General features: G+C 68.4%; 4 protein-coding genes. 3 read left to right on the forward strand and 1 reads right to left on the reverse strand.

Annotated elements, in window-relative coordinates; all coding sequences use genetic code 11:
* Positions 1-23 precede the first annotated feature (23 nt).
* Positions 24-368: a hypothetical protein gene (locus ACWF7A_RS39215; RefSeq protein WP_452255559.1), complete on the forward strand. Its 345-nt coding sequence runs from the start codon at positions 24-26 to the stop codon at positions 366-368.
* Here the strand turns inward: ACWF7A_RS39215 and ACWF7A_RS39220 are convergent.
* On the reverse strand, positions 358-1,302 hold the full coding sequence (locus ACWF7A_RS39220; protein ID WP_452255560.1) for a zinc-binding dehydrogenase: 945 nt from the start codon (positions 1,300-1,302) through the stop codon (positions 358-360). The two genes, ACWF7A_RS39215 and ACWF7A_RS39220, sit on opposite strands and share 11 nt — an antisense overlap.
* 302 nt (positions 1,303-1,604) lie before the next feature.
* Here ACWF7A_RS39220 and ACWF7A_RS39225 point away from each other — a divergent pair, with 302 nt between their 5' ends.
* Complete coding sequence (locus tag ACWF7A_RS39225; RefSeq protein ID WP_452255561.1) at positions 1,605-6,539, forward strand: LamG-like jellyroll fold domain-containing protein; 4,935 nt, start codon at positions 1,605-1,607, stop codon at positions 6,537-6,539.
* Between the two features lie 35 nt (positions 6,540-6,574).
* On the forward strand, positions 6,575-13,025 hold a 6,451-nt coding region (locus tag ACWF7A_RS39230), incomplete at its 3' end, for a polymorphic toxin-type HINT domain-containing protein (RefSeq protein ID WP_452255562.1).

The raw sequence follows: 13,025 nt of genomic DNA on the forward strand, positions 1-13,025 counted from the left end.
GACGGCCCCATTATCTTGTCCACATGTCCGGAATCTTCAACCTCGACTGGCCCGATCTCCCCGACCGCGACTACGAGACGTGGAACCCGTCCCGTGGCGTGATGCTGTGGGCCGTCGAGGTGTGCGCGGACCACGTGCGGGACGAGCGACTGGCCGTCTCGTTGCGGGAGATCGTGGCCGGCGGATACGGCTACTTCGGCCTGAGCTTCTACGACCAGCAGCAGGCCGCCGAGATCGTGCGGGTCATCCGCACCGACCTCAAGTCGGCGACCGAGGCCGTGCAACCGATCGCCGAACCGCGCAACGCGCCCATCCACGCCATGGTCGACGAGCTCATCGGCATGGCCGACCGCTGGGTCACGGCCTGAGCAACACTTTCCCCGCCGTGGCACGAGACTCCAGCGCCTCGTGCGCGAGCGGCGCGTCCTTCAGCGCGAACGGCGGGTGGACCAGCGGCGTGAACCGCCCGCTCGCCAGCCCGGCCATCGACTCCTCCTCGAGGGTGCGGAGTCCGCGTCGCATCAGCCCGGGTCCCAACGCGACAGTCGCGGTGAGACTGTTGGCGAACAACGCCTCCGTGCTGATCGGCGTCGAGGACCCGGACGCCCATCCGTAGATGATCTGCCGCCCACCGGGCCCGAGCGTCTTCAACGCCTGCGCCCCCGCCTCACCACCGACGCCGTCCAGCACGACGGTCATGTCCTTGAGCCCGTCCGCCCAGCCCGGCCGCGTGTAGTCGATGGCGGCGTCCGCACCGTTGTCCATCACGAGGTCGAGCTTCGCGCTGCTCGCGAGCCCGATGACCTGAGCCCCGACGTTGCGCGCCTCCTGAACGAACAACGCGCCCATGCCCCCGGCCGCCGACGTCACGAGCACCACGTCGTCCTTCGTGAGCTTCGCGGCGTCGAGCACCCCCACCACCGTCCGGCCAGTGCCGATCATCGCGACGGCCGCCTCGAACGACACGTCGTCGGGCAGCGCGTGCAAAGCACCGACCCCCGCCACCGCGAGCTCGGCATAACCGCCGTTGGCCTGGCCGAGGTGCGCGACGACCCGGCGCCCCAGCCAGTCCGCCGCGACGTCCTCGCCGAGCGCCGTCACGACCCCCGCGACCTCGCGACCGGGCGTCATCGGGAAGGCGACGGGCCCAAAGCCGCCCTTGCGGATCGTCGTGTCGACGAGGTGGACGCCGGCCGCCGCCACCGTGACGCGGACCTGCCCCGCGGCGGGCTCCGGGTCGGGGACCTCCTCGAAGCGCAGGTTCTCCGTCGGACCGAACTCGTACTGCCGAATCGCGAACATGCCTCTGACGCTAGGAACTCCACCTAACTGGAGGTCAAGGTGTTCAGCCGGGCCGAGTCCGGGCCGGGCACGCGGCGAGCCGCCGACACCGGGGAAGACCGCAGATGATGATCTTGTGGGTCAGATCGCAGCGAGTGCCCCCTTGTCATCGGCCCATTCGCGATGCATGCTTCCGCGGAGCTTGAACACGATCGCGTGTTGTCGGGGGACATGCGCGGACGCCTGGGGGCACCACCTTGATTCGCGCTTCGAGAGCGCGTGGCTTTGCGCTGCGCACATGTCTGATCGCGGCAGCTGTCGCGTTGCCGGGTGTTCACATTCCGGCCGCCGTCGCGGCTCCCGGCTGCGTCGGGGTGCAGCAGGGTTCCGAGGCCGCCGTCGCCATGGCCAAGCGCTGTGACCAGCGCGTCGAGGTCCTCTCCCTGCGCTCCGAGACCGCCCAGACGTTCGCCAGGCCCTCGGGTGGTTTCACCACCGAGCAGTCCGTCGAGCCCCGCTTCGCCCGTCAGGCCGACGGGACGTGGACGCGGATCGACACGACGCTGCGCGCCACGGGCAAGACGATCACCCCCGCGGCGTCCGCGCTGCCCGTCGAGTTCTCCGCCGGTGGCACCGGACCTGCCGCGAAGCTGCGCGACGGCGACCGCGAGCTCTCGATCACCTGGCCGTTCGGGCCGCTGCCCGCGCCGGTGCTGTCCGGCGCGGACGCCACCTACCGCGAGGTGCTGCCGGGCGTCGACCTCGTGCTCACCGCGTCACCACAGGGCTTCTCCGAGGTCCTGGTCGTGAAGAACCGCGAGGCGGCGAAGAACCCGAAGCTCGCCCAGGTCAAGTTCGGTTTCGACACCAAGGGCGTCACGACCAGCGCCAACGGCGCCGGCCTGGAAGCCAAGGACAAGTCCGGCAAGGTCGTCTTCACCTCTCCGCCGCCGGTCATGTGGGACTCCGGCGAGGAGAAGGTCGCGCACGTCGGCGTGCTCACGAAGGCGGCGGTGGAGAGCCGGAAGAAGCGCACGGCGACCATGCCGGTGGCCGCCGCCAACGGCGAGCTCACGGTCACCCCGGACGCGGCGCTGCTCGAGGCCGCCAAGTACCCGGTCATGATCGACCCGTCGTGGACGGGCACTGTGAAGGGCGGCGCGTGGACGCTGGTCTCCTCCAAGGACGCGGGCAGTGCGTTCTGGCAGGGGCGCAACAACCAGGGCTCCGACTACCTGTACAACTCGGGCACCTACGGATCTGCCGGCACCGGCCTCACCTGTGACAACGTCTCGCAGACCGGCACGTGCCTGAGCCAGCCGTACAACGTCCGCTCCTACTTCCGGATGGACCTCTCGGCGGTCAAGGGCAAGGACGTCACCGGCGCCTCCTTCCGCGTCGAGCAGAAGTGGTCGTTCACCTGCAGCCCCAACTCCAACGCGACGGTTCGGGTCACGAACGGGTTCGACAACACCACCACCTGGAACAACCAGCCTGGCTGGTGGGACGACAGCTGGGCGTCGTCCAGCCCGGCCAACCGCAAGGTCGGCTCGGCGCACGGCTGTGCCGGACCTGGTGACGTCGAGTTCAACTTCAAGTCCGTCGTGGCCTACGGCGCGCGCAACAACTGGGACAGCGTCTCCGTCGTGCTGCACGTCGACGAGAGCACGGTCAGCTCCTGGAAGCGCTTCACCCCCGGCTCCGCGGTGCTGGCCATCGACTACAACTCGCAGCCCAACGTGCCGGACCCGATCACCGTGGACGGCAAGGCGTGCGCGACCGGCGACAGCCGTCCGGCCGTGCCGACCGCGACGCCGACGATCCGCGGGCGCGTGAGCGACCCCGACGGCTCGGACACGATGAAGGCCCGCTTCGAGTGGCGGCGCATCCGCCCGAACGGCACTCCCGGCCCGACCACGAGCCTCGAGACCACGCCGTGGGGCAACGGGACCACCGCGGAACAGACGATCCCCAAGTCGGACAGCACCGTGACCACGGGTGTGGCCGAGGGGTCCGACACCCTGGTCGGCACCGGCGACTGGGACAACGACGGCAAGCCGGACCTGATCTTCCGCGACACCGACGGTTACCTCTACATGATGCCGACCGTGGAGACGCCCGCCGGCTGGCGGTCCGGTGACCGCGTGCAGATCGGCCTCGGCTGGGGCGGTTACACGATCGCGGGCCTCGCCGACTGGGACAAGGACGGCAAGACCGACATCATCGCCCGCGAGGACGCCACCGGCAGGCTCATGCTCTACCCCGGTGAGGGCAAGCGCGGCCCGTCGACCATCCCGCCCGTGGCGATCGGCGGTGGCTGGGGCGGTTACACCTACGCGGGGGTCGCCGACTACGACCGTGACGGCAAGCAGGACGTGATCGCCAGGGATCCGGGGAACACCCTCTGGCTGTACCCCGGCGACGGCAACCGCGCACAGCCCACCGCGGAACGGGTGTCGCTGGGCGGCGGGTGGAACGACTTCACCTACTACGGCGTCGTCGACCGCACCGGAGACGGCGCACCCGACATCGTCGCCGAGTGGGGCGACATCCTCTGGCTGTACAAGGGCCTCGGCGCACGGACGCCCCAGTCCGGCAACTACGAGCGCTGGCAGATCGGCAGCGGCTGGCAGGGCGCCACGGCCAGGACGGTCGTGGACTTCAACTTCGACGGCGCACCCGACATCGTGGCCAAGGTGCGCTGGGCGGACAGCTGGTACCTGTACCCCGGCGTCATCGGCACCAGCCACGGCAGTGACCCGTGGGTCATCGCGGCCCGCGGCATCACCACCGGCAACTACGCCTACCGCGTGACGGCGGGCGACGGCTCGCTGTGGGGCCCGGCATCGGGCTGGTGCGAGTTCTCCGTCGACACCACCGCGCCCGACGCTCCGACGTTCGAGTCCTCGGTCTACAAGGCGACGGGGTGCGCCCCCGAAGGCTGTGGCGGGCTCGGTGTCGCGGACACCTTCAAGTTCGCCAGCGCGTCACCCGACATCGCCAAGTTCCGCTGGGGCTTCACGGACATGCCGACGGACACCGTGAAGGCGGGCGAGACCGTCCGCTGGACGCCTCCGTCCGAGGGGCCGCAGACCCTGTTCGTGGACGCGGTCGACAAAGCAGGTCTCGCGACCCGCAAGACGTTCGCGTTCACGGTCGCGGGCGCCAAGCGCAACGAGGCCGAGTGGTTCGCCGCCGACGACCCGTCCTCCGACGGCACCGGAAACGGTCACGACCTGACGCTGACCGAACTCGAACCGGCCAAGGCCGGTCGCATGGCCGGTGGGCCGACGTCCGTCGGCTTCCCGGGCTCGACCGAGAACGGTGCGACGACCGCCAAGGTGCTCGACACGAGCAAGGGCTTCTCCGTCTCCGCGTGGGTCCGCCTGACCAACGACACGGCGAGTCGCACCGTGGTGAGCCAGCAGGGCACGACCAGTTCTGCCTTCCGGCTCGGTTACGACTCGGGGCAGCACAAGTGGACCTTCTCCGTGGCGGAGAGCGACACCGCGAGTCCGGCGCAGAAGACCGCGGTCTCGACGGCTCCGGCCGTGCAGGGCGTCTGGACGCACCTGACCGGCACGTTCGACGACCTCAGCCGTGAAGTGAGGCTGTACGTCGACGGTGCGCTGCAGCGGCAGACGGCGGTGCTGGGTGCGACCGCGGGTTTCAACGCCGGTGGTCAGGTGTGGATCGGCAAGGCGTTGCGCAACTCCGTGCCGGCCGAGCCGTGGCAGGGCGAACTGGCCGAGGTGCGCGCGTGGAGTCGCACGATCACCCCGAAGGAGTCGCTGACGCTGGCCGACACCGAGCTGAACCGCAGCGATGTGGGCTGGTGGATGTTCAACGACGGCAACGGCGACACCGCGGTCGACTCGTCGCCGTTCGGCCGTGACCTGACGCTGAACCTCGCGGGCGGCGCCAAGTGGGGCGAGGCAGGTCCGCAGAACCTCAGCGGCACCGGGCTGGAGCTCAACGGTTCCAGCAGCTTCGCGAGCACGAACGACGCCGTGCTGAACACCGACCAGTCCTTCTCGGTCGACGTGTGGGCCAAGGTCAACGGGACGGGCACGCCCCGCACGGTCATGGTGCAGCACGGTCCGTCCACTGTGGATCCCTTTGCTCTGCGGTACGACGGCGCGCAGTGGAGTGCCGAGATGCCGAACTCCGCAGCCGGCCCGACGACGTGGTGGCGAGCCAAAGCCGACGCGACAGCCGGTACGTGGACCCGCCTCGTGGCCACCTACGACGCCAACGCGCGCACGCTCAAGCTCAGCGTCGGGACCAAGGAAACGCCGGTCGCGTTGAAGAGCACTGTCACCGGTGTGACCGGCTGGAACTCGACCGGTGTGCTTTCGGTCGGCCGCAGCAGCGCGGGTGAGTACTTCAACGGCAACATCGACGACTTGCGGGTCTGGCAGGGAGCACTCGCCCCCGCGCCGCTCGAGACGACGACGCGCAAGGGCGCGTCGATCTCCGGCGACCGCAACGACGAGATCATCTCTGTGCAGAGCGACGGCATCGTCGGCGCGCATCTCAACGTCAATGGCGAGTACCCAGGCGGTCTGCAGCACATCGGTTCGGGCTGGCCGAACGACCGCACCTGGTTCGCCGACATCGACGGTGACGGCAAGTCCGAGATCATCGGCGTCGAGCCGGACGGCCGGATCAAGGCGTTCAAGAACGTCAACGGCATGAACGGTTTCCCGTACATCGACCAGATCTTCATCGGCTCGGCGCCCGGCGAGACGAAGCGGATCCGGTTCGCCGACGTCGACGGCGACGGCAGGGACGACCGCGTCTCGCTCGACGACGACGGCCGGGTCCGCGTGTACCGCAACCTGTTCGGCATGAACCAGCTCGGCCAGTCCACGGCGTTCTCCACCACTCCGGTGATCGTGAAGGTCACCGACAAGGCTCCGGAAGCCATCCGGTTCGCCGACGTCGACGGTGACGGACGAGCCGAGTTCATCACGGTGAACTCCGACGAGCGCACGACGGTGTGGGCTCATCGCAACCTCAGCGGTCTCGGCTACGGCACCTACGACACGCCACAGGAGATCGGGTCCGGCTGGACGCCTGACCGGACGTTCTTCGCCGACATCACCGGTGACGGCAAGGCGGAGATCATCGCGGTACGCCCGGACAGCTCGGTCTGGTCGTACACCAACCACAACGGCCTGACCTCCTTCCCCTACGGCGAACCCACCAGGGTCGGCCTGGGCTGGACCGACCCGTCCCGCGTCTTCTTCAGCTAGTTCGCGGTCTCCCACCTCACTTCTGGAGTTGTGTCATGCCCACAGCCCTGCCCAGACGTGGTCTGGCCGTCGCACTGGTTGCGTCGCTGGTCACCTCGGTCCTGTCCGTGACGCCCCCGTCCGTGGCGGCCGCGCCGTACACGCCGCCGGAGCCCGTCAAAGAGCGTGTGATCAAGGGAAAGACCGCAGGGGCCGCGAAGAACGAGGACGCCCGCACCGGCAAGGCCTTCACCGGCAGCGCGCCGGTGTGGCCCCGGGCGGGGGTCGCCGAGGTTCCACTCGGAACGTCCGCGTCGAAGGTCATCGGTACCCCGTTGACCGTCGCGTCGGCCGATGCCGCGACCACGGCGCGTGCCGCGAAGCCCAAGGTCAGGATCGAGACGTTCGATCGGGAGAAGACCCGCAAGGCGGGTGTGGAAGGGCTGCTGTTCAAGGTTTCCGGTGGTTCGGCGAAGGTCGAGGTCGACTACTCGTCGTTCCGCTGGGCCTATGGTGCGGACTGGGCCGCGCGTCTGCGGCTGGTGGAGTTGCCGGAGTGCGCGTTGAGCACGCCGGACAAGCCGGAGTGCGCGGCGAAGCCCGTCGCGTCGCGCAACGACACCGCGAAGAACAAGGTGTCCGCAGTGCAGGCGAGTCCCGCCGCGCCCACGTTCATGGCGTTGACCGCCGGGACCTCCAGTGGGTCGGGCAGTTACAAGGCGACGAGTCTGTCGCCGTCGGCGACGTGGTCGGCGGGCGGCAACACCGGTGGTTTCAGCTGGAACTACCCCTTGCGGATGCCGCCGTCGCTGGGTGGCCCGACGCCGTCGCTGACGCTGGCCTACTCGTCGGCGAGCGTGGACGGCCGGATGGCCGCGTCGAACAACCAGCCGTCGTGGATCGGTGAGGGTTTCGACCTCGGTACGAACTTCATCGAGCGCAAGTACGTCGGCTGTGCGAGTGACATGGCCGACGGCGCGCGCAACACCGTCGAGACCGGCGACATGTGCTGGCGCAACGAGAACGCCACGCTGACGATGACGGGTCACGGCGGTGAGCTGATCAAGGAGGCCGGCGAGTCGAACCGCTGGCGTCTGCGCAACGACGACGGCACCCGCGTGGAGTTCCGGACGGGTGCGGACAACGGTGCGCGCAACGGTGAGCACTGGGTCGTGACGACCAAGGACGGGACGCAGCACTGGTTCGGCCGTGGCGCGCAGTCGGTGCTGAACGTGCCGGTGGCGGGCAACCACGCCGGTGAGCCGTGTGCGGCGACGCTGTTCAAGGACTCGTTCTGCGCGCAGCCGTGGCGATGGAACCTCGAGTACGTCGTGGACGTGCACGACAACACCATGACCTACAGCTACGACAAGGAGACGAACAAGTACGGGCGCAACAACTCCCGGACCGATGTCGTCGAATACGATCGCGCGTCGGTGCTCAAGCAGATCGACTACGGCACCCGCAGCGATCGCACCGAGACCGCGCCGATGCAGGTCGTCCTCGAATCCGCCGACCGCTGCCTGGCCGACTGCGGCACGAAGGACGCCGCGCACTGGCCGGACACGCCGTGGGACCAGGAGTGCACCGGCAGCCCGTGCAACTACAGCTCGCCGACGTTCTGGGGGACCAAGCGCCTGGCGTCGGTGACCACGAAGGCGGGCGGAAACGCCGTCGAGAAGTGGACGCTCACCCACACGTTCCCCGATCCCGGTGACGGGACGCGCGCCGGTCTGTGGCTGGACAAGATCTCGCGCGCGGGCCTGGTGGGGCAGCAGACCACCACGCCGGACGTCCGTTTCCAGGGCATCCAGCTGAGCAACCGCGTCGACACGCACTCCGACCAGCTGGCGGCGATGAAGTGGTGGCGCCTGAAGACGATCTTCACCGAGAGCGGTGGCCAGATCGACGTCACCTACTCCGCGCCGGACTGCGTGCCGGGTTCGCGGATGCCGGACGTGAACGCGTTGCAGGACAACAAGCTGCGCTGCTATCCGGTGCGGTGGACGCCGCCTGGTGATCCGGCGCCGATCTGGGACTTCTTCCACAAGTACGTCGTGGAGAGCATGACCGAGTCGGACCTGACCGGTGGCTCGGTGCGGGTGCTCACCCAGTACGAGTACGTCGGTGACCCGGCCTGGCACTACTCCGACGACGACGGGTTCGTGAAGGCCGAGGACAAGACTTGGTCGGTGTGGCGCGGCTACGGCACGGTCAGGACGCGCCTTGGCGATCCCGGTGAGCAGACGCTGACCGAACGCCGCTACTTCCGCGGCATGCACGGCGACAAGATGCCGTCAGGTACGCGCGACGTGCAGCTTCCGGCGATCGCTGTGGGTGCTGTGCCCGCGGCGAACGACGAAGACGCCTTCGCCGGCATGCAACGCGAAGAGATCATCTACAACGGCCCCGGTGGTGCGGAGGTGTCGGCGACGGTCACCGGCCCGTGGCGGTCGGAACCGACGGCGAGCCGCACGATCAACGGTGTCACCGTCGACGCCCGGTACGTCCAGTCCGCGAGCAAGCACACGCGCGTCGCTCTCGACAGCGGCCGGGGCTTCCGCACCACCACCCAGGTCACCGACTTCGACCAGACCTACGGCCAGGCGACGCAGACCGAGGACCGCGGCGACGACGCGGCGACCGGCGACGAGAAGTGCGTCCTGATCGACTACGTGCGCAACACGTCGGCCTGGGTGACGGACAAGGTGTCGCGCAAACGCGACTACCTCGTCGACTGCGCGAAGGCCAAGGCCGAGACCGGTCTGCAGGACGCCGACATCGCCGGTGATCTCAAGACCTACTACGACGGCCAGGGGCACGGTGTCGCGCCGACCAAGGGTGATCCCACCAGGTCCGAGACCCTCAAGTCCTACGTCAACGCCACCGCGTCCTACCTGACCGAGTCGTCGACCGAGCGCGACGTCTACGGCCGCGTCACGAAGCTGACCGACCCCAAGGGAACCCTGAGCACGGCGTACACCCCCGCGCTGGGCGGACCGGTCACCGAGGTGACCACGACCAACGTGCTGGGCTGGGTCACGAAGACCACCGTGGAGCCCGCCTGGGGCTCACCGCTGTCCACAACGGACCCCAACGACCAGAAGGCGTTCATCGAGTACGACGGACTCGGCCGCACCACGGCGGTCTGGAAGCCCGGTCAGGAGAAGGCGGGCAGGCCTGCCTACAAGAAGTTCACCTACCTGCAGCGCACCGACCAGCCCTCGGTCGTCACGTCGAGTGTGATGATCAACGGGCAGTACGTCGCCTCGCGCGAGCTGTACGACGGTCTGCTGAGGCTGCGTCAGGCGCAACGGCCGGACGCGTCGGGCGCCGCGTCGAACACGGTGATCACCGACACCCACTACGACTCGGCGGGTCGTGCCAAGAGGGCGAACAACCCCTACAACGCGACCTTCACCCAGAACGACTCGCTGTTCGTTCCGACCGACACCATTCCTTCGGCGACCACGACGCAGTACGACGGCGCTGGTCGTGAGCTCGTCAGCGTGCTGAAGAAGAACGTGCCCGTCGCCAGCCCCGGCGGTGACGAGCTGTTCCGCACGACCACCTACTACGCGGGCGACCGCATGGACAGCACGCCGCCCGCGGGTGGTGTGGTGACGTCGACGCTGCTCGATTCCCAGGGCCGCAAGTCGGAGCTGCGCCAGTACCACGCGGGCGTGGTCGCGGGTGCCGCGACGGGCTTCGACGCGACCAAGTACACCTACGACCGCAAGGGACAGCTGACGGAGGTCGTTCACCCGTCGGGCAAGAAGTGGCAGTACTCCTACGACACGCGCGGCCGTCAGACCGTCGCGGTCGACCCGGACAAGGGCAGGAGCGAGTCGTCCTACGACGACGCGGACCAGCTCGTGTCCACGAAGGACGCACGCGGCCAGGTCCTCGCGAACACCTACGACGCGTTGGGCCGCAAGACGAGCACCCGCGACGACTCTCCGACCGGTGCGCCGCGCCTGGAGTGGTTCTACGACCTGCTCTCCAGCGGCATCTCGGTCAAGGGTGCACAGGTTAAGTCGGTGCGTCACGACGCGCTCGGCGACTACGTCTCCGAACACAAGCGCATGCGGCCGCAGGACTTTCTGCCCACGTCGACGGACGTCACGATCCCGGCAGGGGAGACCGGCCTGGCCGGCACCTACAACTACGTCTACAGCTACAACGGCGACGACCAGCTCCAGAGCACGCGAGTGCCAGCGCTGGGCGAACTCAAGGTCGAGACGCTGGAGTACGAGTACGACGCGCTGGGTCAGCCCAAGAAGCAGAACTCCGGCTACAGCACCACGCCGATGGCCGGTTTCGTCCCTCTGACCGGTTACACACCTCTCGGTGAGCTGGCGACGTACGAGCTGCGCAGCGGCACCAGTGCCAACGCGGTCAACGTCGTGCGCAACTACGACCCGGCCACCCGCCGCCTGATCCAGATCAAGACCGGGCGGACGACGGCGCCGAGCGACGTCGCCGACGTGTCGTACAGCCACGACTGGGCCGGAAACGTCACCAGGGTCTCGGACGCGGTCAGCTCGGACACGCAGTGCTTCCGCTCCGACCACCTGCGCCGCCTGACCGAAGCCTGGACCCCGACGTCCGGCAACTGCGCCACCGACCCGACGACCGCGGGTCTGGGTGGACCGTCGAAGTACTGGCAGTCCTACACCTACGACGTCGCGGGCGACCGCACGAAGCTGGTGGAGCACGGCACCAGCGACGGCGACCGCACCACCGACTACACGATGACGTCCGGCAAGCACAGCGTCGCCAAGACGGTGACGACGGACAACGCTGGAAGCCGCCAGGCGACCTACACCTACGACGACGCAGGAAACACGCTCACCCGCCCCTCACCGGGCGGCGCGACCCAGACGATGACGTGGGACCGCGAAGGCCGCGTCGCCACCACGACCGATGAGACGGGCCAGTCGTCGTACGTGTACGACGCGAACGGCAATCGCCTGGTCCGCCGAGACCCGGCAGGCCGCACCCTGTACCTGCCAGGACAGGAACTGCGCTACGCCACCCCGGCCAACACGAAGTCCGCCACGCGGTACTACACCCACGCGGGCCAGACCATCGCGATGCGCACGTCGACCGGCCTCATGTGGTTGACGTCCGACCAGCACGGCACCGCGCAGAACACCATCAACGCGTCGAACCAGGCCGTCAGCACCCGTCGCATCGCACCTTTCGGCGAAGTCCGCGGCAACACCGGCACCTGGCCGGCGAAGCTGGACAAGGGCTTCGTGGGCGGAACGCTGGACAACACGGGGCTCACGCACATCGGTGCGCGCGAGTACGACCCGAAGCTGGGCCGGTTCATCTCGGTCGACCCGATCATGGACCTGGCGGACCCGCGGCAGTGGAACGCCTACGTCTACGCCAACAACAGCCCGATCAGCTTCAGCGACCCGACCGGCCTGTACTGCGACTCCTGCGACTACTACAACTGGAAGGAAACCAAGTACGAGAAGTCGCCGGCAACCGTCGGATGTGGCTACTCGACCAACGGCCTGTGCGGACCGACGGGAAGCGGCGTCTCCCAGCAGGACCACCAGAGAGAGCAACAGCAGCAGTACGAGTGGGCGTCCGGCACCGGTGACGGCTCGAACCAACCGATCATCTACGGCCACCGCCTACCCACTGCGGAGGAGATGAAGCGGGGGCCGATCTTCGGCGCACCGGTCATGATGGCCCCCGGTGAGACCTACGCACAGGCGGTCAAGCACTGGGCCACGTACCTCTGCCGCAGCAGCAACCCCGGCGCCGGATTCTGCGAATGGTCCTACACCGTCGGCAACAAGCCCGCGAACGGCTGGGACGCGGTGTTCGTCGTCATCGGCGCGGTCGGGCTGGCCGCCGGTTCCGCAGGTGGGTCGGCTGCCAGGGGAGCTGCTGCCGCGTCGAAGGAAGCAAACTGGCTGAGCAAAGCGGCCACGGCTGTCGGGCGAGGTTGCAAAGCAGGAGGCAACAGCTTCACCGGTGACACGCAGGTGTTGATGGCCGACGGCACGACCAAGCGGATCGACGAGGTCGAGCTGGGTGATCAGGTGCTCGCCACGGACCCGGTGACGGGCGAGTCGGGAGCCCGCGAGGTGGTCGCGACGATCATCGGCCAGGGTTACAAGGACCTCGTCGAGATCGAGATCGGTGACGACAGGATCGTCGCGACAGATCAGCACCCGTTCTGGCTGCTCGACGAGGAGGAATGGGTCGACGCCGAGGACCTGCACGTGGGTTCGGCGCTCCGGACGTCGGCGGGCACGCGGGTCGAGATCACCGCCGTCAGGAAGTGGACCGCGGTCGAGCGCGTGCACAACCTGACCGTGGACGGCATTCACACCTACCACGTGCTGGCCGGTGCCCGTTCCGTTCTCGTGCACAACGCGGGTCCCTGTGACCCGGTGCTGGCGAACGGTGCTTCGTTGGAAGGGATTTCGCCGTCCGAGATGAGGAGGATCCAGAACGCCGCCAACAGTCGCGGTGTGAGCA

The organism is Lentzea sp. NPDC055074 (genome assembly GCF_053608005.1).